This is a genomic window from Prochlorococcus sp. MIT 1201 (genome assembly GCF_047303415.1).
In the GTDB taxonomy this organism is placed as follows: domain Bacteria; phylum Cyanobacteriota; class Cyanobacteriia; order PCC-6307; family Cyanobiaceae; genus Prochlorococcus; species Prochlorococcus marinus_D.
On sequence record NZ_CP138947.1, the window covers coordinates 459756 to 481931 of the forward strand.

A 22176-nucleotide genomic window follows, 5' to 3' on the forward strand; every position below is an offset into this window, starting at 1 on the left:
ATTAACCTGTTATTTCAATACCTATTTTATTTCCATCAAGATCAATTGCTTTGATACTTAGATCATGACACAGCAGTTCAATGGTCTCGAAGTAATTTATTCTATAGCGTATCGGTTTTGAAATAAAAGGTTGAAGCGAGGCGCAATAACTCACTATATGTTGAGCAAGTAATGATCGACCTTCATTTTTATCTTTATGGTTTTTCCATACCTTGTTGACCAAATAATTCGAGTAATCCTCGAAATTCCCCTGAGCTTGTGCAACCCTCCAACTTGAACCATAGTAATCACTTTTAAATAATCTATTACCTTCGAACTCTTTTCTTCTCATTTTAATCTTATTTGCTGAATCCGCCAAATTTAATAACATCAACCATTTTTTTAAATATGCCGTATATATCATTTCGTAGCCTTGATAATGCTTGCAATCCTGAACGATTCTCAATCCTCTAATAATAGGGATTATTGCATCAATGCGCTTTCTGTGAATTAGAAGACGTGCCATATTCAAACTTCCAATATGCTGATAAAATATCTTCTCTGTGTTTAGTATTATATTAATCTCATGTTTTATAGCCATTTCAATCTGTCCTGTCATTGCACAGCAAAATGCTGACTGGTTTTCAATTAGGAAGTATTTCTCTTCATACTCTTCGGGCAGGCATTTCTTTTTAGAATATAAATTTAGATTGTTCATTAACATAAAGCATTGGAATCTATCTTTTGTTGTAATAGCTTTCATGTAATTGATTAAACTCTTGCTTTTCATTGACAAATGTTTGGCTCCAATGTACTTTATTAGATCCAAACATAGAGAATATTCTTGTGCATTCGTTAGGACCGTAATCAGCTCTTCTAATACTTCACTGGCAGAGTCTGTATCTATTAAGCCGAACTTATATTCGGCCAGTAGATATTCAACTACTGTACTTAAGTAGCCTTCTTCTATGCAGCCCAGTAGTACCTTCTCAAACTTATCGTCAGAGATAGATGTCATTTTATATTTTTTGTCTCTAGAAATCTGTTCTTTAGTAAATGAATGAGCGCTAGTTATATCCCACTTCATTTCCTTGAGGATGTCCCAGTAGTGCATCAAACTCTTTCTTAGAATTTTGAAGTTGTCTATACTCTCGGTGTCGCCATCCTTTAAAACTTGTTCCCAATGGCTTCTAAGTTTTTCATTTGTTTGACCAAAGCGAAGTTTAATTTTCTTACCTATTTCTTCCAAGCAACTACGACAAGGATGATTTTCGTTATTCTTTAGTTGATCAATAGAATTTGCGATACTCAGGATCTCAAGGCAGCCTATACCTTCATATTCCATCCAGTATTTAATTAGATCCTGATTAGCCTGGCGTATGCTTTCCAAAACCTACCTCTAGTACCGGTGTTTCAATATGTTCATCCACTCCTAGTAATTTTGTGATTGCCTTTGTAGGGCCTGTACCTCCTGGGCAACAACCAATGTTCAGCGAACGACATGCTTCATAAAAACTTGATAGAGCGCAACCTGCATTAAGCAACATTAGCCTATATGCAATATTATTATATTTATAACTTAATGCTGGATAAATACCTGTAATTAACAATATATATGCTGGCGCCTCGCTTGAGACCCAACAACGTTTTAGATAACTTTCAATTAATTGCTGCAGTTTTTCATTCCCTTCCTGACTAACGAAATTACGGTATGAACAATTGTAGTTCATAACCCTTGCCGATTTTTCCGAATTTTTACTCTCTGTTTTTAGTAGATAAAACTTTTGCTCGTATATTCCGCCTGCACTGGGATAAGGCCTATGTAATATATCAAAATTATACTTTTCACTATTCCCGCAATCATTTGTATTTTTCGCTTTAAGATTAGCGAAAGCCCTATTAAATAATTCTAGTAGTTCTTTTGTATCTATTTCTGCGCACTTTGATTTTGGTATGCGCTGCGAATATGGAGGCAACCCTCTTTGAATATGATACTGAAGTGGCTCCAGGGCATTATTACGATCTAATCGACTTAACCATTCATTTTTTCTTCCAAATCGATAACTGCCTGTTCTGTCAGTTAAGTCATCATGATCCCTTGTCATTTTATTGAAACTTATATCATGTCTTGCCCACATCGAATTCACCAATTCATTATTAATTTCGCTTTCCATATTTAACACCAATAGATTATACACTTCGTTCTTCCATTCGTCCTCCCATTTGTCCAAACCTTCCATTACTTCTGTTATGTATCCAGTTATTGTTGCCTCGCTTTTTTTCCATTTGACTATGATCTTGCTGAGACTATTCTCAAGCTGCCATTTATCATTGCGGCAATTCATGCTCATGAGATCTATTGATAAATTTAATTTTTCTGGTCTCAATGTTAGTATTTTTGCTGCATAAGAATTTTCTTCTATTTTACAATAGCAACTTCCACCTTCGCCGATTAGCTTTACATCAAGCATTGAGGATGCGAACATATAATTGACGATTTTTATATAGTTTGATCTTGCCAATAATCCTAAATTTGATCTTAAGTCTTTGTAAATGCTAATCTGCGTATCCTTGGTTAGGATTTCTTTTACTCTAGCCACTTCCTCTGCGCCCCCTATTTTTATTGCCATCTTGTTTTTATTTGTACCTTTTTTTGATACGAATACTCTCTCCTTACTGCAACTAATCGATGTATCTGGTTTAGGAGAAATGCAGATGCTGTACATCTAGAAGAAAAATCCAGTTTGATTTAACTCGCTTTCGCTTTTTGGCTTTTTTAGATACCCTAATTTGACAGGAACATCGTATAATCTTCCTGGCCCATAACGAGGCCAAAAATGACGCATTCCTGGAATGAACACTTTCGCTACTGGAAAGCCTATACTACTCGATGTATAGTTAGCCCCATATATTTCCAGCCCTTTATTATCTATTTCTTTAAGAATCCAATGTAACTCATCTTCGATAAAACTAAAGTTATGTGTTTCCATGCTTTCCTCTTCTACAAACTCTGTCTTGCTTGCTTTTAGGTACTGGTGCTCATTAACGTTTTCTTTTATTAACCATTGCTGTACAATACGATCAATTCCACCATTACCATCAGGGTCTACTTTTCTGTCGATATTACTCATTTCTCTGCATAGCATTTGATACATTTCAGTGACGGCTCTTGAGACGGCAATTGCGTAATTTGCATGACATCCAAGCCCTAAGCATATATTTTTCCCATTCATTCTATGACTTATACTTGCTACTACGGCTACAGGAAAGTCTGTAGGGAGCCAAAGCAATTGAAAAGTTCTCTCTAGCTTTTTCATCTCTACTTTTATATTCCCCAAATAGTCCTCAAGTATTTTTGGCTCTCTTGCTGCTTTTAATGTAAGTTTATTATACCACCAAATAGCGCAACTATCGCGTTCAATCACTTCGTATATTCCTTGTATCAAAGCCTCCGCGATTGTATTTCCTGAAGATAGACCATTGCTACAGCAAATTGTTGTACCAGGCTGCATATTTTTTTGGTAGTTGAATCCGAGTATTGATGTTGGGAAAAACTTACTTTCTGTAGGCCGGATTAAGTTAATCAATGGTGTCCATAATATTGGATCATTTTCATTAAAAACCTTAGGGACTGTATGAATCAAACCGATGCTACTTGCATTAATTTCATCTCTATTTCTATATTGACTTTCACTATATTGCATTATTTTGTTTGGGTGGATACAACAATTTTTATTTTCAATATAACTAAGTTTTCTTTCAGGCACCTTTAAGATTGAATAATTTGCTGAATACCGTTCCAATGCTTCCGCAATACAGCTGACTTGAGATTGGTAGGCTGTTCTCCCCTTCCCTGATGCGCTGACTGGAAATCCTGTAGCACGCGAAGTGTTACCAGTTTGTTTCATTGCTCTAGTTTTCCTACCAAATACTTTTGAGCCATCGTAAGTATAAATTAATTTGTTTATTGATGTTAATTGTAATTTTTCTAGGATACCTGTTACATCGTCTACAAATGGTTTAATCTGCTCTCGCGTCTTTGCAGTTGATTTAATCCGTCTCCCTCCATCAATTATATTACAGTCCTTCTTTTTACCTCTAGTCAGAGTATTGATTGTCGGCACTTTTGTAATCTCATAATCGTACTGACTGAGTTCTTTTCTTATTTTTTGAAAAGTTTTAATTTTAACGACTTCCTCCCTCCTTAACAGCTGCTCACTCACTTCCTCCTTGATTATATGTATTCTCTTCTCTTGTATATGTTGATGTGTCTTGAAGTTAATTGTAGGACTTTCGATTATTTCCCTGTCAATTGACCATACTAAATCTTGGCTTGCTTCCAGGCATTCTATATTTACTATTCTTTCTTCAATGATGTGGTTCAAGGCTTCGAGTATTGCATTCCACGTCTCTTCTCTTGGCATAAGACAACTTGGGGGAACAAAAGGCAGCTGATTTCCGAGCACATGAGCAGCTCCTGCTCTCATTTTGACTCGTTCATTGAGTATCTCTACATACTTCTTTTGCTTTGATGTGTAGATTGGGCCTATTTCAATTTTGCTTGCACTGTATATTATTGGAACAATGATTCCTCTTTCATCAATGTTAGCATCTGTTTTGTACGATTGCATATCTACACGATTTGCGTGCACAATCAGATTGATAGATTCATGCTTTGACCCCAGGAATGCTATGTATTTTCTTCCAATATCTTCTTCCAGTCTGTTCTTGATATAATTAGCAATTTTAATCCGCCCCGCGTGTTGATACCCTCCATAACCAAATATTTTAACTTGACTTGTTTTATAGTTGTTTGATTTATTTTTGCTGATTGCTTGAATAGGTTCTGCCTCGAAACTGTTGTTTGTTAAATTAACAAACCAACTTTTTTGCTCATCCGTCACTTCTTCTTCTTGGGTAACTAACAAATTATTGCTGACAAGCCAATCCTTCAGGATGTAGGCTTGTGGCTTGTGTCTAAACCATTTTGTATTTTCTAAATCTTCAATATCGTTTGATGATGTTAGTAATTCAGCTATAAATTTAGCATGATTGTCGTTAAAGATATATTCTTTTTCTTTATTGATTAGATAGAGTACATCTTCCTCAAGCAAAAAGGCTTGTGTGCCCTTGACAAGACAACGATTTTCATCCATCATTGTAAAATTAATTGTATTTAATGCTAGAAGTTTTCACTCATGCCTGTTGTTCCAAATAGACGAGTATACTTTCTAAGCTAATGAGGCTTTCTTGCTTTGGCCTAACCTGTTCAGCAGGATGAGCAGGAGCAGCAGCAGCTTCCACCGCCGCTAGTTTCGAGTTGCTCTGGCGTCAGGTTTTCTTCAAAATAGTCTTGGAATTGGCTTTCCGTAAAGTTAAATCCGTAACTGGTAGCAATCTCTGAACATTCTTTTGCGCTCTTTGCATTGTTCAATTTATCGTGAATAGCGTCCCAGTCTGTTCCCGAATCAGCTGGGTGACCTATGAAGTCTGCAACAGTTTTGACAGTATAAGTCGATGGATGATCGGTTGAGTTAGGCATGATTTTTAACAGAATAATTTAATTATACATTAACCGCTCAGACCAGCCCTCCTTCTCCTTTAATGTTTTCTTTGTTTTTATGTTTACGCGTCTGTTCGCATGTTTAATTATGTATTTCTTTCGATCTTGTTTTTGTTTTCTTTTTCTATCTTATTGCACGATGCAATCTTATTTCTGAAGTCTTTGCTCTCGATTTGATAAGAAAAACTTATACACTGCCATCTCTTCCGCTCTCGAAGTTCCCATTGGGGTTGGCTTGTTTCGCTAGTCTATGCCTTTATCTTTTGGTTTGTTTTTGGTACGGGGGCATCTATGCCTAGTTGCCTTTTCTAACCTTCTCCCCTTTTTGTCTTGTTTTAACTTTTGCATGTTATTCAAATTAAAAGTTTGTCTTAGATTCTTGTCTGTTCTTGAGTCATCTGTCTCTGAGGGTTATCTTTGAAGTATAAACAATTGCTATTGGTTTATTCTTTTCTATTTGACTCCTCTTATTTTCTAAGATACTAAAAGTATTGGATAATCTTGCTATTAGATGTTTCTATGCCTTCCTTTGAGTCAGTTTTGATTTCCTGTGTTCCTTAATGTATCGCCATACCTTTTGTTTTAATTAACTGTTGATAAGTTTTCCTTCCTTGAGACCTAGCAACTCTGTAAAAGACCCATTTTTTTGTCATCTCACCATTTAATATCTCCCCCATTACAGTCTTAAAGCTCAACATCGATCAGGCTCCAAGCCGCAGCACTCCCAACCTCTTGCATGTGTTGCCTGCCTTTGCCGATGAATCGGAATTGCGGCTCAACACGATCGTGGAGCTCAACTCCAACACGATCAACAAATATGAGCTGATCACGGAAACAGGCCACCTCAAGCTTGATCGTGTCGGCTACTCCTCCCTGGCCTATCCCTTTGCCTACGGTTGTATTCCTCGTACATGGGACGAAGACGGTGATCCACTCGACATCGAAATCGTCAGTGTCACAGAGCCGCTGGTGCCTGGCTCGATTGTTGAGGCAAGGATCATTGGCATCATGACCTTTGATGATGGTGGTGAAGTCGACGACAAAGTGATTGCTGTGCTGGCTGATGACAAGCGCATGGACCACATCACCAGCTTTGAACAGCTCGGAGAGCAATGGCTGAAGGAGACCCAGTACTACTGGGAGCACTACAAGGACCTTAAAAAGCCTGGTACCTGCAGGGTGAACGGCTTCTTAGGGGTGCAAAAGGCTGTCGAGATTATCAAGGCCTGCGAAGCCCGTTATCTCGCTGAGATTGATCCAAAATTGGTTGATTGATCCTTGCGGTAATGGTCGTTGGCAGCGAATGGACATTGCCTGAACGGTTTTGTTGCTCGCTGTTTATCTTGAGACTGATCAGTCTTTGCTGGCCCGTGTCAAGCCTGTTGTGTCGTCCGTTTTCGCTGTTGCCTGTTTCATTGATCTTGGCGTGAGCTGTTGCTTTGCCAGGCATGGTTCAAGCATCTGCTGAGATCTCAGCGGATAACACTGAAGCGTCTGCATCGCCTGAAGCCCCAGCGGATAACTCTGAAGTGTCTGTATCGCCTGAGATCAGTACGAAAGTTGTCTCGCTGCTTGGTCGTCGTGTAATCAGTGTGATCCGCGATGGAGAGAAGCTTGGCCCCTGGCCGGTTGCTATTGGTGATCCTCGTACGCCTACTCCTACTAGTGTCTTTAAGGTGGAGAACAAAGTGACCAATCCGCAATATCAGAGCACCAAATCTGGGCGATTGAATCCTGCGATTGGGGTTGCTAGCCCGTTTGGCGATCGCTGGATTGGCTTTCTGCAAAGTGGTCAGAGCAAATTCGGCATTCATGGCACCCCATGGCCCTACTGGGTCAATGCAAAAGGTGCAGTCACCAATGGTTGTGTGCGCATGAAGCATGCGCATGTACGTCAGTTGTTTGACGTCGTCGAGGTGTGAACAGCTGTGGAAATCCTGCGCTGATCCTTTTCAGCGCAGCCAATAGACTTATGAGTGGTTGATTGATCTAGCTAGCTGGCTCAATAGAGATTGAGAGGAGTTCAGGTTTCTGGCCTGACAGCAGCGAAGATCTCCGCAAGGATCTCTCCAGCACCTTGAGATTTCAGGGTTTCAGCGAGTTCCTTGCCGATGGTTTCACAGTGATCAAGTGGGCCGCGCTGCTGATCACGTATCAACCGCTTGCCATCCAAGCTGGCAACCATGCCCGTGAGCAGTAATTCATTGGCTTCGATGCGGCTATTGACTCCGATGGGGACCTGGCAGCCCCCTTCTAGTTCTCTCAGTAAGGCCCGCTCAGCAAGGCAGCGCTGTGCTGTTGGTTTGTGTTCCAGTGCCTTGATGACCTCGAGGACTTCGGGGTGTCCCTCCACGCATTCAATGCCTAGGGCTCCCTGGCCAACGGCATGAAGGGAGATCTCGCTGGGAATCAACTGATGAATGCGATCTCCAAAGCCAAGCCTTGTCAGACCTGCTGCTGCAAGGATCAGGCAGTCATAGTTGCCGGCATCCAGCTTTTCAAGGCGGGTGATCACATTGCCGCGCACATCCTTAAACACCAGATGGGGGTAGTGATGCCGCAATTGGGCGAGACGCCGTAGCGAGCTTGTGCCAACGATTGCCCCTTCAGGCAGGGTGCTGAGTTGATGATCGGCATTCTTTTGATTCACTACCAGAGCGTCGGCTGGGTCTTCTCGCTCAGTCACGCACCCAAGCATGAGCCCTTCGGGAAGATTGGTGGGTAGATCTTTGAGGGAATGAACAGCGATATCGGCACGGCCGATCAGCATCTGAGCTTCAAGCTCTTTGGTGAACAGGCCCTTGTCGCCGATCTTGGCAAGGGCGACATCGAGGATTTTGTCTCCCTGGGTTGCCATCGCTTCCACGGAGATGGAAAGGCCAGGGTGTGCTTTCTCCAGTTCCGCTTGCACCCAATTGGTTTGCACCATGGCCAGCTGGCTTCGGCGGGAGGCGATGCGCAGTTGGGTGAGGACCATGTGTTCAGAACTCCAGCCCTCCAGATTAAGCAGTCGACCCCACGATCTTCGCGATGGGCTGATAATCCGTTAATGCTCTGAGGGAAGGGAGGTTTTTCGGTTGTCTGCTCAATCAATAGGACTTGTTCATTTCCTTTCCCAAGACCAGCAAGAGATGTAAGAGCTTCTGCTTGGAAAGCAAATATCACTTCCCAGCTATTGAAAAAGTGATAAGAAATATCTTTAGCTTGTCTCCGGATTGCATGCTGAAAAAATAAAGTCGTTCCTGGTGAGTGACTTTATTGAATTTAACGTGGAGGCGCTAACTTGATGGCCAGATTTTGATTTCTATCAGAAAGATGGAGGTGTTCTATGCCTAACATGAATGGTCATAGTGGTTAAAGTATTTTTAGTGCCTTTGATCGGATTGAGACTTGTTGCTTTTTTCGTGGCCTTAACCTAAATATCTTCGCTGCTCTACTGGTATTAGGAATTAAAGATATCAGTGGCTGAAAGGTCTTGGTCGCCTGCATTGAAAAAGGGGGCTTAAGCCCCCTTTTTTGATTGACTTTTAAATTGATTACTTGATGTATTCCTTTAAGACACCATTGCGGTTCGGGTGGCGAAGTTTGCGCAGGGCTTTTGCTTCAATCTGACGGATGCGCTCTCGTGTGACCTCAAAGATTTGTCCAATTTCCTCGAGGGTTTTCATGCGGCCATCGTCAAGGCCATAGCGCAGACGCAGAACATCACGTTCGCGGGGGCTGAGGGTTGCGAGAACACCTTCTAGATCTTCTCGCAAGAGAGTTTTGGCGACATCTTGTTCAGGATTCTCAGTATCAGATTCGATGAAATCACCAAGTCTGGAGTCTTCCTCTTTGCCAATCGGAGTCTCGAGGGAGATGGGTAGTTGAGCACTTTTTGCGATGAATCGAAGTTTTTCGATTGTCATCTCCATGCTTTCGGCAATTTCCTCTTCTGTTGGTTTACGGCCAAATTCCTGGCTCAGCACTTTGGTTGTTTTTTTGATGCGTGAGATTGTTTCGTAGAGGTGAACAGGAAGACGGATTGTGCGGCTCTGATCCGCAATTGCTCGGGTGATGGCTTGACGGATCCACCAGGTGGCATAGGTGGAGAATTTGTACCCTTTCTCGTGGTCGAATTTTTCGGCAGCACGAATTAATCCCAGGCTGCCTTCTTGGATTAGATCCTGGAAGGACAGGCCTCGATTCATGTATTTTTTGGCGATCGAAACCACCAGCCGCAGGTTGGATTGCACCATCTTTTCCTTGGCTCGGCGCCCCAGCATTAGGCGACGGCGGAATTTGATGTTGGGCATTTCAACAAGGGCAGCCCATTCCTTGTTGTTGGGGTAGTGACCGTGATCACTATTGAACTGCTCTGCCAGTTCCTCTAGATGCAGGAGGTCAGCAATTTTGCGGGCTAGTTCAATCTCCTCGTCTGGACGCAACAGGCGGATACGGCCGATCTCCTGGAGATAAACCCGGATGGAATCTTCGGTGTAGACGCCTTTAGGACCGATCTTGATATTGGCTAGAGCTCTGGCCTTCGCGTCTGCTTCGCTGGTTGCTTTAGCAGCAGCTTGGCTGCTTTCAGTTTCAGCGCTGGCCTTAGGGGCGCTTGCCGCTGCTGTAGCAAGAAGTTGGTCAGCCGTTAAATCAAGGTTTTTGCTGACAGTAGGGGTAGGGGTGGCTTTTGCTTTTTTTGCTTTGGGGCTGGACGCTTTAGCAGCAGAGCTAACCGGCTTGGCAGCAGTCTTTGCCTTAGGTGTTGTTGCCTTGACTTTCTTGGCTTTGGCTTTAACCGTGCTTTTGGCCACTTGGGGTTTGGCAGTCTTTGCAGAGGCTTTTGGCTTGGCCTTTGCAGCTGCTGCTTGGGTGGCTGCAGGACTCATGGCAGGTGAGGGAATTACAGAGGAAAGTGGGAATGAGGGAGCAGAACCCAGGCTTATGCAAAACCATGCAAAAGTGGCCACTGCAGCACCGACGGCTCAAAGCATCAGATCAGAACCTCATAAACAAGTGATCATCTGAGCTAGAAGTAGCCTGACGATCCTGTGATCCAGGTTGAGACTTGGGATGCTCTGATTTGGAGCGAAAGGAACAGGGAATGTTTTTGTGGACCAAAGCAGGGCTGTCAGGGGCTTTCTCAGACCGACCGAACTTTTATAGAGGGTTCCCTATAGAGGCTCGAATTTCGTGTCTTCCCACTGGACGGAACTCTGCTTGGTTCCGACGACAGCCTTTGGACTGTCCAACATTCACATTCTAAAAAAAACTTGTGACGCCTGCAAGTCTTGATCCGGCTGAACTGGCCCACTGCCCTTCCGAACGCTGCGCAGAGGTGGACGTATGGGTGGAGGCAGGTCGTGAAGGGCGGTGTTTCACCTATGTGGACAGCAGACGGTTAGGGGTGGATTTAGGGGATCTCGTGGTCGTTCGCCTGCGGGGACGAAGGATGCACGGCCTCGTGATGGATCGGCGGATCTCGTCTCCTGTTGATCGTGGCCAGGACTCTGGGAGTGAAGCACCGCCGCGTCACTTAGAGGCCATCGAGGCTCTTGTGCAGTCTGCGGCGGTAGATCCTCTCTGGTTTGGCTGGATTGAAGCGATGGCTGTTCATTGCCATATCAGTTCATTTCGCATGCTTAAAGCAGCTTTGCCGCCTGGTTGGCTCGGTCAGCGGCAGTCTCATCAGACGGAGCCCCGTCGACTCTGGTGGATTCAACTCGAATCTTCTGCGATCAATCCCCAGAATCTTCCTCAGCGTCAGGCTGATTTGCAGGCGGCCTTGGCTGCAGGGGGTGGTGGTGCATGGCAGAGGGATCTTCAGGCTGCTGGCTTCGGCTCTGGTCTTGTCAATGGCCTCATCAAGCGAGGTCTCATTCGTAGGGAAAAGCGTCAACCTACTGATGCCTCCAACGGGCTTTCCTGCTCAGATGCTTGTGATCAGGATTTGGAGGTGCCTCAGTCTCTGACTGTTGAACAGCAGGAGGTTGTGGAGGCTTTCCAATCCCAGCTTCTTGGCACTGGGATGCTGCTTTGGGGGGTGACAGGCTCGGGCAAGACAGAGGTTTACTTGCAGCTTGCGGCAAGAGAACTGCAAGCCGGTCGTCATTGCTTGATTCTCACGCCGGAGATTGGTTTGATCCCTCAGTTGGTCGATCGTTTCCGTCGCCGTTTCGGAACCAAGGTTCTGGAATATCACAGTGGCTGTTCCGATCGTGAACGGGTGAGCACCTGGCGGCAGGGGCTTACTGCTGCCACTCCATTGGTGGTGGTTGGTACTCGTTCAGCAGTCTTTTTGCCATTGGCACCATTGGGTTTGATCGTGCTTGATGAGGAACACGACAGTTCTTACAAGCAGGAGTCACCCATGCCTTGCTACCACGCCCGTGATATGGCCATGGATAGGGCCAGGCGAACTGGCGCCAGGGTGGTGCTGGGAAGCGCTACGCCTTCGCTTGTCAGCTGGAAGAACCTCGCTCCTCAAGGCCAGCTTGTCTTGGCTCGACTGACCCGTCGCATTTTCGATCAGCCCTTACCGCCTGTGCATGTGGTTGATATGCGACAGGAATTGGCCGATGGCCATCGTCGCTTGATCAGCCGTCCATTGATGGAACGTCTTTCGGCATTGCCTGAGGCCGGTGAACAGGCGGTGGTGTTGGTGCCACGACGCGGCTACAGCAGCTTTTTGAGTTGTCGTAGCTGTGGAGAGGTCGTGCAGTGTCCTAACTGCGATGTGGCGCTTACGGTGCATCGCAGTCGTCAAGGGCACCAGTGGTTGCGTTGCCATTGGTGTGACTATCGCGCTGAGGTTGAGTCCAGTTGCCATAAATGTGGATCGAAGGCTTTCAAACCCTTCGGTGCAGGCACGCAGCGCGTGATGGAGCATCTCGTTGAGGAGCTTCAGGGTCTGAGGTTGTTGCGTTTCGATCGTGACAGCACCGCTGGGCGTGATGGGCATCGCCGTTTACTGGAGCAATTTGCAGCAGGGGAGGCAGATGTGCTGGTTGGCACCCAGATGTTGGCCAAGGGTATGGATTTGCCTCGGGTCACTCTTGCGGCGGTGTTGGCAGCAGATGGTTTGCTGCATCGCCCTGATTTACAAGCTGGAGAGCAGAGCTTGCAACTCTTGATGCAATTGGCTGGTCGTGCAGGACGTGGCGAGCGGCCAGGTCATGTGCTCGTTCAGACCTATTGCCCTGATCATCCTGTGATTCACCATTTGGTGGATGGTCGCTATGGAGAGTTTCTGAAAGAAGAGGCCTGTCTTCGTCATGAGGCTGGTTTGGTGCCTTATAGCCGGGCCTGCTTGTTGCGTTTGTCAGGTGATTCAGCTGCCGTGACAGCAACAGCTGCTGCGGTCCTCGCTGAACAGATCAAACCCCTTTGTGAGGCTCAGGGTTGGTGTCTTGTAGGACCAGCGCCAGCTCCGATTGCACGGGTCGCTGGTCGAAGTCGTTGGCAACTGCTATTGCATGGTCCGGAGGAGAGTCGTTTGCCGCTGCCATCAGGATCGACTCTTTGGAATGGATTGCCCCGTGGGGTTTCCTTAGCGGTGGACCCAGATCCAATTCAGCTTTGATTAGGCCATCATCTTCAATGGTTGATGTTGTTGGAGGTCCGTTCGAGGGGCATTTTGAGCACGCCGAAGCCGAGTCTGAGCTGAACGTTTTGCAGGATCAGGCTGGTCTTCAACAGCTCCATGACCCAAGGGTTGCCAACCTCGAGTCGGCTGGAGCGTTTGCGATCAAGGTCTAGCTGCTGAGGGTCGCCTTGCTGTAGAGGCCAACTCAGATCCCCGTCAGGGTTGTTGGTGAGTCTTTGGCTGGTTACTGGGTTCACTCGTTTGGCCTTAATAGGCTCATCTCGGTGGTATGGCCAAGCCACTGAGCAGCATGGTTAACCCGATGAGAACGAGCAAGACCAAGATTAAGAAGCCCAGATTGGGGGCTTTTGTTGGTCCGGTGGCTGGCGGTGGCGGCGGCGCTGGCCGCAGTGAAGGTCGACGGGCTGAGACAGGGCGTGCAGCCGTTGTGGCTGTCATGTTTAAGTTCGGCAAGCGTATCGACCAGTTGGCAGGCCGTTGCAAGCTTGGTGCTTCCAACACGATCAGTAGCTGTTTTGCGTTCTGGCGAAGTTCGAGGTCTTTGCAGCGGGTGAGAAGACGACAGGTTGCGAGGGCCTTGCGCTCGTCACCTTGCCCCATCCAAGCAGTAACCATCAACATTCTGATCCTGGCCCCCTCCGCATGGGGCAGTGGATGGCTTGCTGCCAAAGGCTCTAATAGAGCAAGGCTTTGGCCATAGTCTCCGCGGGCGAGGGCGGCTTCAGCCTCGGCCAGATTCGCGTGCATCGCTCAGCTGCGACCAACCACCATGGTGCCGATGCCGGCGTCGGTGAATACCTCGAGAAGCAGGGCGTGTGGAACACGTCCATCGATGATATGGGCAGCGCCGACCCCTTGAGCTAAAGCTCTGATGCAGCATTCGGTTTTTGGGGTCATGCCGCCAGCCACCACCCCTTCAGTGATGAGCTGGCGTGCTTCAGAGAGACGCAACTGATGAACAAGGGAACTTGGATCATCCCGATCTAGCAAGATGCCTGGGGTGTCGGTTAGTAGGATTAGTTTCTCTGCTTCAAGAGCGGCGGCGATCTCACCTGCGACCGTGTCTGCATTGATGTTGTGTGAGTAGCCCTCAACAGTGGCGGCCACGCTTGAGATCACTGGTACATAACCCTTTGCGAGAATTGGTTCAAGTACATCGGTGTTGACTCGGGCTACATCTCCGACGAAGCCATGGCTGCCGTCGCCCCAGGGTCGGGCTTCAACCAGACTCCCGTCACTTCCACTAAGGCCAACAGCCTTGGCCCCCAGTTGGTTGAGGCCATTAACGATTTGCTTGTTAACGCGTCCAACTAAGACCATTTCCACCACGTCCATGGTGTCTGCATCGGTAACGCGAAGGCCGTCGCGGAATTGGGCTGGAATCTCAAGCCTTTCCAGCCATTGATTGATCTCTGGTCCGCCGCCATGAACCACAACGGGCTGTACGCCCACGCTGACGAGTAGGGCAAGGTCGCGAAAAACCGCTTCCTGCAAATTGGCGTGGGCCATGGCGGCTCCGCCGTATTTGATAACAATGCGCCGTCCGCTAAAACGTTGGATGTAAGGGAGGGCTTCGCTAAGCACAGAAACCCTGAGGGAGTCATCCTCTGTAAGCCTTCTCGCGGAGTTGGTTTGGCAGGGCTCAACCAGCGCTGCAGCAGATTTAGCTGACTCCATCTTGACCTGCTAGTTCATCATCCTTGTTGATTGGCAGCAGGATGAGATCCAGGACCCCCGCGCTTGGAGATTTCAGTTCGGCGTGCAGGCCTTTGGCAAAGAAGCGGCCCAATCGTTCCTGGCGTTCCTGCCAGAGATCGAGTGGCACAGCACCCAGCTTGAATCTCAACCGTACGCCGTACCCTGCTGCAGTTTCTAGTTCTTCAATTTCTTGGAGCTGAGGGGGGTTGTCTTTATCCCAGAGTTTGAGCGCTTCTAAGGACGTCTCAAGATGGGCTTTCTGTCCATAACGCCAGCGGGTTACATCCCAGACGAGTTTGCCCAGTTCCGGTGCTCCCTTCTCCCTGGCTTGACGCAGAACTGCGGCTGGAGTGACGCGTTTAGCAGGGGGAAGTTCAGAGGATTTTAGTGCTAGTCCTCCTATGAGGATGGGCACTCCATAGAAGATGGTTGGGAGGCTTAGGTTGGCATCGCCATTTGTGTAGGCCACCGCACCAACAACTGCAAGTACACCACCTGCCACGGTGACGAGGCTGCCTGGAGAGAACAGATCATTCATGGCGTTTATTCTGACGCTTTAGCCTCCAGGCTGAGGGTAAGGATCCGTTGAAATGGCTTCAGCTCATCCCTTTGATAGCGACTTATCTGAGTTGATCACTCAGTTGGATGCTGATCGAGCTTGGTTGCTGGAGCAGATTGATCGTGGTCGTTGGGTTGAGTTGCGCCTTGACTTGGCTGCTCTGGAGAGGGAATTGGGCCAGCTGTTGACTCGAGCTGCCGAGGGCCTTGAAGACGAGAACAGCTTCGGGTAATGAATGCGTTCAGAAGGGAATGTCATCGGTGTCTGGCACCAGTGGGGCACTATTCCAGCTGGCAGCTTCTGATTCTGCAGTTGTTACCGGTTTGGGTGTTGGCGTCTCGGCTATCGGTATAGGTCGTGAGGTCTGGTTGGTTGTATTGCTAGTAGATCGTTCTGGGCTACTAGCAGTTTGACCAGCTTGGCCGGAGAGGGAATGAAGACGCGCGAGTGTGAATTCGGCGCGCTTTTCCTTGGTGCCATCTTGACGGGGAACTGTGTTCATTCGTAGTCGACCTTCAATCACAAGCCTTTGTCCAACTTGGACGCGGTTTTGTAGATCCTGGGCAAGGTTGCCCCATCCCACCACTTTGAGTTGACCAGGGGCAGTGTCGACACGAAGTGCATCGAAGCGCACCTCCATTTCGGCGATCGGTGTTTGGTTGTCTTGGGTATAACGAATGGTTGGTGCCTGGATCACTTCCACTTCAAGTACGCAGTGGTTCATGTCCTTCCCTTGGAGTGAGAGTCATTTTGATGCAAGCTTGCAGGAATGACCAGCCGCATGTCTGGTTGCTATCTGGGACTGGTGAAGGACCTGTTTTGGTGGCCGCTTTGGTGGCTCAGGGATGGCGAGTCAGTGTCAGTGTCGTCAGTGCTAGCGCCGCAGGGGCCTACGCAGGTCTGTCCTTGGAAGATCTTTGGACGGGCCCCCTCGACGGAGTGGAAGGGATACTCGGGGTGCTTGATCAGGCTTGTCATCGCCATCAAGGTTTTGATTGGGTGGTGGATGCGACCCATCCCTTTGCAGTCAAGATCAGTACGGATCTGCAGCGTGCCTGTCAGGAATTCGCTCAGCCTTTGTTGCGCTTTGAGCGTCCCATGGAGGGTTGTGGAGAAGCATCCCTGATCGCGAGCTCGGCTGATTTGGCAAGGCAAACATTGCAAGGAAGTCGATTGTTGATGGCTCTTGGGGCAAGGCATCTTGGCCAGGCTGTCAGGGCAGCTCGTCAGGCTGGAGCTCAAGTGTTTGCCCGTGTGCTTCCTTCGCCGGAAAGTCTTCGACATGCTTTGGCGAGTGGCTTGCCCGAGCACCATCTGGCTGTGGTGCGTCCGCTGCAGGGGCAATCTCATGGCGAACTGGAGTCAGCCTTGTGCCGGCGCTGGTCGATTACAGCAGTGGTTTGCAGGCAGTCGGGGGGGGGGACGGAGCAGCTCTGGCACAAGATCTGTCGGCAGCAGGGGCTTGGCCTTTGGTTGATCTCCCGGCCACAACCCTGCGTTGCAGTAGAAGCCATCGGTAGCGTTGAGAGCCTGCTCAATCGGCTTTCAACCAATCCAGTAGCTCCACTTTGCTGACGTTCTTCGCAAAGGTCTTCATGGTTGATCGAAGATCCTCATCGACACTGGTTTTGGTGTTGACCACAGAGGCAAACGCAAATCTGGCCGAGGGATTGGCCAATGAGCTCTTGGCTCGCAGGTTGGCGGCCTGCGTGAGTTTGCAGCAGATTCAATCCCACTACTGTTGGCAGGGGAAGCTGGAACGAGCGCAGGAAGTGCAATTGCTGATCAAGACCAGTCAGGATCAGCTGGATGCACTGCATCAGACGATTAAAGAGTTACACAGCTATGAGACCCCAGAGTGGATTTACTGGTCAGCCACTGCAAGTGATCCTTACGCTGCTTGGGTAGCAGCAGCTGTGGAACCTGTTGAAGGGTGAAACAGCCCTTTAATTAGTTCAGATGCTTCGCTACTAATTCCGGAAGCGACACCTGTGAGCGAGGACCGAGTTGAGTGATCACCTGGCCGGCGCAGATGGATCCAATTTGTCCACAGGTTTCCAAAGGGGTTCCCTGGGTGTAACCGTGTAGGAAGCCACCGGCGTAGAGATCACCTGCACCTGTGGTGTCAACCACGTTGCCAAGTTTGTAGGCAGGAATATCCCAGCGTTGATCACCAGCGAGCACGACAGATCCGTGCTCGCTGCGGGTGAGGGCTGCCACCTTGCAGCGGCCTTTCACTTCTTCCAATGCAGCCTCGAAGCTGACACTCTTGTAAAGAGAGGTGATTTCGCTGTCGTTAGCAAACAGCAGATCAACGTGGCTATCAACCAGCTCGAGAAAGCTGTCGCGATGCCGATCAACGCAGAAGCCATCGGAAAGAGAGAGGGCTACTTGGCCTCCTGAGTCACGACAGACTTGTGCGGCAGCGATGAAGGCTTTTTTGGCTGCCGGACTGTCCCATAGATACCCCTCGAGGTAGAGCACCTTGGCTTGGCGAACCATTGACAGGTCTAAATCTTCAGGGTCCAGCTGTACCGAAGCTCCTAGATAGGTACACATGGTGCGTTGCGCATCAGGGGTGACCAGGATCAGACAGCGAGCCGTAGAAGGACCATCACTTGCTGGTGGAGTCTCGAATCGAGCGCCTACTGAACGGATGTCGTGGCTAAAAATGCTGCCTAGTTGATCATTTTTGACACGACCGATGAAGCCTGCCTTCCCGCCGAGCTGCGCCAGACCTACCAGGGTGTTGGCGGCGGATCCACCTGAAGTCTCTAGACCTGGTCCACTGATGGAGTAAAGCGCTTCTGCTTGGGCTTCATCCACCAAGGCCATATTGCCTTTACTCAGACTGTGCGCATCAAGGAAGGCATCGTCTGCCTGCACCAGCACGTCCACGATGGCATTGCCTATTCCAACCACATCGAGAGGACGATCACTGAACCTGGGGATAGCCATGGAGGGATGCATGGGAAACCTCAGAAGTATCGATCCCCGTCCACCAACTGTTTTGAGGAAGGGTTTAGGCGCTTAGGAGAGCCCGTTTGGGACCGTGGATCGGATCTTCTACAACGATTGTTTGATCACGGTTGGCACCTAGGGAGACGATGGCAATCGGCACTTCCATCAGGTCGGCGAGGAAGCGCAGATAGTCCATCGCTGTGGTTGGTAGGTCTTCAAGACGGCGGCAGTCTGCAGTGGAGCATTGCCAGCCTGGCAGGGTCTCGAAGATTGGATGACAGCTGGCAAAGTCTTCTGCGCTGCTAGGGAAGTGTTCAATTCGTTCACCATTGAGTTCGTAGGCCACGCACACTCGGATTTCGTCGAGCTCATCAAGCACATCGAGTTTGGTAATCGCCAGGCAATCCAGGCCATTCACTGCTACTGCGTAACGACCAATGACTCCATCGAACCAGCCGCAGCGTCTGCGGCGGCCTGTGGTGGTGCCGAATTCACCTCCCCGGTCACAGAGCTGTTCATTGATGCTTCCTTCCAGTTCTGTAGGAAAAGGACCTTCTCCTACACGGGTGGTGTAAGCCTTGGCAACACCGATCACTCGATCGATCAGCGTGGGTCCGACTCCAGCTCCGATGCATGCACCGCCTGAGATTGGATTGGAGGAGGTGACATATGGATAGGTGCCGTGATCAAGGTCTAAAAGGGTCCCTTGAGCTCCTTCAAAAAGAATGTTTTTGCGGCTGCGGGCAGCTTGATGAATAGTTTGAATACAGTCGACAACGTGTGGAGCAAGCCTTTGGCCATAGCCGAGGTATTCCTCGATCACCTGCTCTGAGTCAAGTGGTGCTACTCCATAAATTTGTTCGAGTAGACGATTCTTTTCTTGTAGAGGGCCACGCAGTCGTTCTCGTAGTCGTTGGCTATCTAAAAGATCAAGTACGCGAATGCCGTTGCGTTGGGATTTATCGGCATAGGTGGGACCGATGCCCCGTCCAGTAGTGCCGATACGGTGATCGCCACGTTGTTGCTCCATCGCCTCATCCAAGAGGCGGTGATACGGCATCGTTACGTGGGCAGTCGACGCCAGTTGAAGACCTGAGATATCAATGCTGTTCTCAAGCAGCATGTCTAGCTCCTTGAGCATCACTTTGGGATCGATGACTGTGCCAGAGCCGATGAGGCAGATTGTTTCTTGGTAAAGGATTCCTGAGGGAATGAGGTGCAGTTTGAGCACCTGGTCATCCACAACGATTGTGTGGCCGGCATTGACGCCACCTTGATAGCGGACGACAACATCAGCTGAACGGCTTAGGAGATCGGTGATCTTGCCTTTTCCTTCGTCACCCCACTGCGCACCGATGACGACAACATTGGCCAAGGACACTGCGGCCCGAAGCCGCCGTTATTCACAAACGGGGATCTTCCCAGATATCCCTGCCTTAAGTCAAACAGTGATTACCTAGCAGTTGATTTATCTGCCTCTTAATACAGTTTGTTCTGCCTTGGCAAGTTCTTTAGTGATCCGATTTTGAAGTTCTTCCGGTAGGGGGCGGTTGGCGAAGTTGTTGTAATGACCAGCTAGAGAATTGAGGGCTGTCTGCATGGTGGTGAAGGACTGCAGGTTATTCACCTTGGAGCGAGGCCGATATCGGGCGATGTAGTTGTAGCTCAGGTCACGAGCCTCCTCTTGCGCTGCTGAAAAGCCTTCGTCGTCCGAGGACAGGGCGATTGCGTCTTGCAGGTTGTGAGCCACGTTGACTGTGTCGTCTACATAGTTTCCGGACAATTGGATCTCGGCTGCATTGGCGCTTCCGTTGGCTGTGAGCATCAGGCAAAGGACAAGGCAGATTGCCAATCCTGCCCGCATCAACTGCTTGGCCATGTGATGCAAGGCAGTAGTCATCCGGTTCATTCCATTCCCAAGAATTTTAAATGGCTGGTCAGACCCTTGTGTTTTGGTTCGCTGCTATCTCTTTAACCAGTGCGGTAAAGGCCTGTTTTGCAGTAAGTATTTGAACCTTGCGGCTGGATCTTTGAATCAGTTCCACCTGCCCCTTGACGGCATCTCTGCCAACCACGACTCGCCAAGGGATACCGATCAGATCAGCATCTTTGAATTTCACGCCGGCGCGTTCAGTCCTGTCATCAAGTAGCGCTTCGATATCAGCTGCTTGTAGTTCGCTGTAAAGCTGTTCGGCCAGCTTTTGCTGAACCTCATCCTGGATGTTGGCTACCACGATGATGACCTCAAATGGGGCTATAGCCAGAGGCCAATTCATGCCAGCTTCGTCATGGTGTTGTTCCACAGCGGCCTGGGCAAGTCTGGAAATCCCGATGCCGTAACACCCCATCCAGAAAGGCTCCTGAGTGCCCTGGTCATTGGTGAAACAGGCCTCTAGGGCTTCTGAGTACTTGCGACCTAATTGGAAAATGTGTCCTACCTCAATGCCTCTTCTCTCCTCCAGAATCTGGCTGGAGTCATGGATACAGCGATCGCCAGCCTGCGATTTGCGTAGATCGACGCTTTTGGGCACTTCCCCGAGTTTTGACCAGGTCATGCCAGTTCGATGCTGATTGCTTTGATTGGCACCGCAGACAAAACAGTTCAGCTCAGTAGCTGTCGGGTCAGCTAGGCGTAGGAAATGTTTTGTCCAGCTTGTGGCTCCGCTTAACAGGGCATCGTCTAGGTCAGGCCCTATCGCCCCAAAGGGCCAGGCGTCAAGCTTTTGTGCAGTGATTTGATCGGCGCTGATGGGGGCCACATCGAGCACCCCCTTGTTTAGTTCCCTGCTTAGGGCGTTGATCAGCTTTACCTCATTGAGTTGCTGGTCTCCTCGGATGCTTACAAGGACTGGTTGAAGTTCACCATCTTCGATGCGGGCCAGCATGACCAGCACCTTCACCACTTGAGACGGAACAAGGCCCTGGGCGGTACACAGTGTCTCGATCGTTCCCTGTTCGGGTGTATCAAGCAAGGCAACTTGTGAAGCAGGCAGGGGGATGGCTTTTGGTGGATGAGAGACGGCCTTTTCTTGGTTGGCGGCGTAGAGGCCATCACCACTGATCAGGATCAGGTCTTCGCCAGCATCCGCTGTGACCATAAATTCTTGAGACGAGGCTCCACCGATGGCTCCGCTGTCGGCTTCCACGGCGACGGTTTCGAGTCCGCAACGGGAGAAGATTCGTTGATAGGCCTCATCCATGGCTCTGTAGGTCATGGCGAGGTCTGCTTCGCAGGAATGGAAGGAATAGGCGTCCTTCATGATGAATTCGCGGCCGCGCATCAGGCCAAAACGTGGGCGGATCTCATCGCGGAATTTGCTTTGGATCTGATAGAGCGTTACAGGAAGCTGTCGATATGAGCGCAGCAGGTCTCCGGCAAGACTTGTGATCACCTCTTCATGGGTGGGGCCGAGTCCGAGTTCTCGTCCTTGGCGGTCTTCAAGGTGGAACATCAGGCCTTCGCCGGCCGTATACCCCTGCCATCGGCCACTACGCCGCCAGAGTTCTGCAGGCTGCAATTGAGGTAACAAGGTCTCCAGAGCACCAGTGGCATCCATTTCCTCCTGCACAATCGCTGTGATTTTGCGCAGGACCCGCCACATCAGGGGTAGGTAGGCATAAATGCCTGAAGTCACACGACGGATATATCCCCCTCTGAGCAGCAATTGATGGGAGGCGATTTCCGCGTCAGCTGGTATGTCGCGCAACGTCACCAGCATCAGGCGGGAGACGCGCATGAATCGGACCTCAGTGGATCGGGGAAGCTACCATCCGCGGTCTAAAAAAGCCGATCGCCAAACTGTCTCAAGGCGCCGAATCGGCCTGTAC

The 22176-nt window shown here is 48.9% G+C and carries 21 protein-coding genes; 6 read left to right on the plus strand and 15 right to left on the minus strand.

Annotated features, from left to right (window positions below; translation table 11 throughout):
• Position 1: 1 nt before the first annotated feature.
• From SIB41_RS02195 to SIB41_RS02210, 4 genes are all read right to left on the minus strand, one after another.
• Positions 2 to 1369: a hypothetical protein gene (locus SIB41_RS02195; protein ID WP_413360112.1), complete on the minus strand. Its 1368-nt coding sequence runs from the start codon at positions 1367 to 1369 to the stop codon at positions 2 to 4.
• Positions 1347 to 2705: a nitroreductase family protein gene (locus tag SIB41_RS02200; protein ID WP_413360114.1), complete on the minus strand. Its 1359-nt coding sequence runs from the start codon at positions 2703 to 2705 to the stop codon at positions 1347 to 1349. Before SIB41_RS02200 ends, SIB41_RS02195 begins: the two co-directional genes overlap by 23 nt.
• The gene (locus SIB41_RS02205) at positions 2706 to 5138 is read right to left on the minus strand and encodes a YcaO-like family protein (protein WP_413360116.1); all 2433 of its coding nucleotides are present in this window, start codon (positions 5136 to 5138) and stop codon (positions 2706 to 2708) included.
• 110 nt (positions 5139 to 5248) lie between these two features.
• Positions 5249 to 5521: a Nif11-like leader peptide family natural product precursor gene (locus tag SIB41_RS02210; RefSeq protein WP_413360118.1), complete on the minus strand. Its 273-nt coding sequence runs from the start codon at positions 5519 to 5521 to the stop codon at positions 5249 to 5251.
• Between the two features lie 696 nt (positions 5522 to 6217).
• On the opposite strand from SIB41_RS02210, the gene SIB41_RS02215 reads away from it, so the two are divergent.
• Complete coding sequence (locus SIB41_RS02215; protein ID WP_063415604.1) at positions 6218 to 6817, plus strand: inorganic diphosphatase; 600 nt, start codon at positions 6218 to 6220, stop codon at positions 6815 to 6817.
• A 173-nt stretch (positions 6818 to 6990) separates the two neighbouring features.
• Positions 6991 to 7464 carry a L,D-transpeptidase gene (locus tag SIB41_RS02220; RefSeq protein WP_413360120.1) on the plus strand — a complete coding sequence of 158 codons (474 nt, stop codon included), beginning with the start codon at positions 6991 to 6993 and terminating at the stop codon, positions 7462 to 7464.
• 101 nt (positions 7465 to 7565) lie between these two features.
• Here SIB41_RS02220 and hemC read toward each other — a convergent pair whose 3' ends face one another.
• On the minus strand, positions 7566 to 8519 hold the full coding sequence (hemC, locus tag SIB41_RS02225) for a hydroxymethylbilane synthase (protein WP_063419793.1): 954 nt from the start codon (positions 8517 to 8519) through the stop codon (positions 7566 to 7568).
• Positions 8520 to 9078: 559 nt separating this feature from the next.
• Positions 9079 to 10413, minus strand: coding sequence for an RNA polymerase sigma factor RpoD (gene rpoD, locus SIB41_RS02230; RefSeq protein WP_413360122.1), 1335 nt, complete (start codon positions 10411 to 10413; stop codon positions 9079 to 9081).
• Positions 10414 to 10829: 416 nt separating this feature from the next.
• Between rpoD and priA the strand changes: the two genes are divergently transcribed.
• Entirely contained in the window at positions 10830 to 13106 is a 2277-nt protein-coding gene (gene priA / locus SIB41_RS02235; protein WP_413361328.1) for a primosomal protein N', read from the plus strand.
• 14 nt (positions 13107 to 13120) lie between these two features.
• Here priA and SIB41_RS02240 read toward each other — a convergent pair whose 3' ends face one another.
• The 4 genes from SIB41_RS02240 to SIB41_RS02255 are packed head-to-tail and all read right to left on the minus strand — an operon-like array spanning position 13121 to position 15366.
• Entirely contained in the window at positions 13121 to 13366 is a 246-nt protein-coding gene (locus tag SIB41_RS02240; protein WP_236072640.1) for a hypothetical protein, read from the minus strand.
• A 19-nt stretch (positions 13367 to 13385) separates the two neighbouring features.
• Positions 13386 to 13877: a hypothetical protein gene (locus tag SIB41_RS02245; RefSeq protein WP_011130638.1), complete on the minus strand. Its 492-nt coding sequence runs from the start codon at positions 13875 to 13877 to the stop codon at positions 13386 to 13388.
• A 3-nt stretch (positions 13878 to 13880) separates the two neighbouring features.
• Positions 13881 to 14807 (minus strand): acetylglutamate kinase, encoded by a 927-nt coding sequence (argB, locus tag SIB41_RS02250; RefSeq protein WP_063415596.1) that lies wholly within the window; start codon positions 14805 to 14807, stop codon positions 13881 to 13883.
• Positions 14794 to 15366, minus strand: coding sequence for a DUF2854 domain-containing protein (locus SIB41_RS02255; protein ID WP_063415594.1), 573 nt, complete (start codon positions 15364 to 15366; stop codon positions 14794 to 14796). The genes argB and SIB41_RS02255 overlap by 14 nt, the downstream gene beginning before the upstream one ends.
• Positions 15367 to 15418: 52 nt before the next feature.
• Here SIB41_RS02255 and SIB41_RS02260 point away from each other — a divergent pair, with 52 nt between their 5' ends.
• The gene (locus tag SIB41_RS02260; protein ID WP_063415592.1) at positions 15419 to 15619 is read left to right on the plus strand and encodes a hypothetical protein; all 201 of its coding nucleotides are present in this window, start codon (positions 15419 to 15421) and stop codon (positions 15617 to 15619) included.
• 9 nt (positions 15620 to 15628) lie between these two features.
• Here SIB41_RS02260 and SIB41_RS02265 read toward each other — a convergent pair whose 3' ends face one another.
• Entirely contained in the window at positions 15629 to 16111 is a 483-nt protein-coding gene (locus SIB41_RS02265) for a single-stranded DNA-binding protein (protein WP_063415590.1), read from the minus strand.
• A 29-nt stretch (positions 16112 to 16140) separates the two neighbouring features.
• On the opposite strand from SIB41_RS02265, the gene SIB41_RS02270 reads away from it, so the two are divergent.
• Positions 16141 to 16962, plus strand: coding sequence for a precorrin-6A/cobalt-precorrin-6A reductase (locus SIB41_RS02270; RefSeq protein WP_413361330.1), 822 nt, complete (start codon positions 16141 to 16143; stop codon positions 16960 to 16962).
• Positions 16963 to 16982: 20 nt separating this feature from the next.
• Positions 16983 to 17324, plus strand: coding sequence for a divalent-cation tolerance protein CutA (gene cutA, locus SIB41_RS02275; protein WP_413360126.1), 342 nt, complete (start codon positions 16983 to 16985; stop codon positions 17322 to 17324).
• A gap of 13 nt (positions 17325 to 17337) precedes the next feature.
• On the opposite strand, the gene SIB41_RS02280 is transcribed toward cutA, so the two are convergent.
• The 4 genes from SIB41_RS02280 to SIB41_RS02295 form a co-directional block, all read right to left on the minus strand.
• Complete coding sequence (locus SIB41_RS02280) at positions 17338 to 18345, minus strand: adenosine kinase (protein WP_155728099.1); 1008 nt, start codon at positions 18343 to 18345, stop codon at positions 17338 to 17340.
• 64 nt (positions 18346 to 18409) lie between these two features.
• Positions 18410 to 19729: an adenylosuccinate synthase gene (locus tag SIB41_RS02285; RefSeq protein WP_413360128.1), complete on the minus strand. Its 1320-nt coding sequence runs from the start codon at positions 19727 to 19729 to the stop codon at positions 18410 to 18412.
• An 87-nt stretch (positions 19730 to 19816) separates the two neighbouring features.
• Complete coding sequence (gene psb27, locus SIB41_RS02290) at positions 19817 to 20257, minus strand: photosystem II protein Psb27 (RefSeq protein WP_196757478.1); 441 nt, start codon at positions 20255 to 20257, stop codon at positions 19817 to 19819.
• A 28-nt stretch (positions 20258 to 20285) separates the two neighbouring features.
• Positions 20286 to 22085: a proline--tRNA ligase gene (locus SIB41_RS02295; RefSeq protein WP_413360130.1), complete on the minus strand. Its 1800-nt coding sequence runs from the start codon at positions 22083 to 22085 to the stop codon at positions 20286 to 20288.
• Positions 22086 to 22176 lie beyond the last annotated feature (91 nt).

Coding starts and splice junctions, on each gene's coding strand:
- SIB41_RS02280 (WP_155728099.1), bottom strand. CDS start 18,345: ATGGCTATCCCCAGGTTCAGTGATCGTCCTCTCGATGTGGTTGGAATA.
- argB (WP_063415596.1), bottom strand. CDS start 14,807: ATGGAGTCAGCTAAATCTGCTGCAGCGCTGGTTGAGCCCTGCCAAACC.
- cutA (WP_413360126.1), top strand. CDS start 16,983: ATGGTTGATCGAAGATCCTCATCGACACTGGTTTTGGTGTTGACCACA.
- rpoD (WP_413360122.1), bottom strand. CDS start 10,413: ATGAGTCCTGCAGCCACCCAAGCAGCAGCTGCAAAGGCCAAGCCAAAA.
- SIB41_RS02260 (WP_063415592.1), top strand. CDS start 15,419: ATGGCTTCAGCTCATCCCTTTGATAGCGACTTATCTGAGTTGATCACT.
- SIB41_RS02200 (WP_413360114.1), bottom strand. CDS start 2,705: ATGTACAGCATCTGCATTTCTCCTAAACCAGATACATCGATTAGTTGC.
- hemC (WP_063419793.1), bottom strand. CDS start 8,519: ATGGTCCTCACCCAACTGCGCATCGCCTCCCGCCGAAGCCAGCTGGCC.
- SIB41_RS02265 (WP_063415590.1), bottom strand. CDS start 16,111: ATGAACCACTGCGTACTTGAAGTGGAAGTGATCCAGGCACCAACCATT.
- psb27 (WP_196757478.1), bottom strand. CDS start 20,257: ATGAACCGGATGACTACTGCCTTGCATCACATGGCCAAGCAGTTGATG.
- SIB41_RS02220 (WP_413360120.1), top strand. CDS start 6,991: ATGGTTCAAGCATCTGCTGAGATCTCAGCGGATAACACTGAAGCGTCT.
- SIB41_RS02245 (WP_011130638.1), bottom strand. CDS start 13,877: ATGCACGCGAATCTGGCCGAGGCTGAAGCCGCCCTCGCCCGCGGAGAC.
- SIB41_RS02295 (WP_413360130.1), bottom strand. CDS start 22,085: ATGCGCGTCTCCCGCCTGATGCTGGTGACGTTGCGCGACATACCAGCT.
- SIB41_RS02210 (WP_413360118.1), bottom strand. CDS start 5,521: ATGCCTAACTCAACCGATCATCCATCGACTTATACTGTCAAAACTGTT.
- SIB41_RS02270 (WP_413361330.1), top strand. CDS start 16,141: ATGCAAGCTTGCAGGAATGACCAGCCGCATGTCTGGTTGCTATCTGGG.
- SIB41_RS02255 (WP_063415594.1), bottom strand. CDS start 15,366: ATGAATGATCTGTTCTCTCCAGGCAGCCTCGTCACCGTGGCAGGTGGT.
- SIB41_RS02205 (WP_413360116.1), bottom strand. CDS start 5,138: ATGATGGATGAAAATCGTTGTCTTGTCAAGGGCACACAAGCCTTTTTG.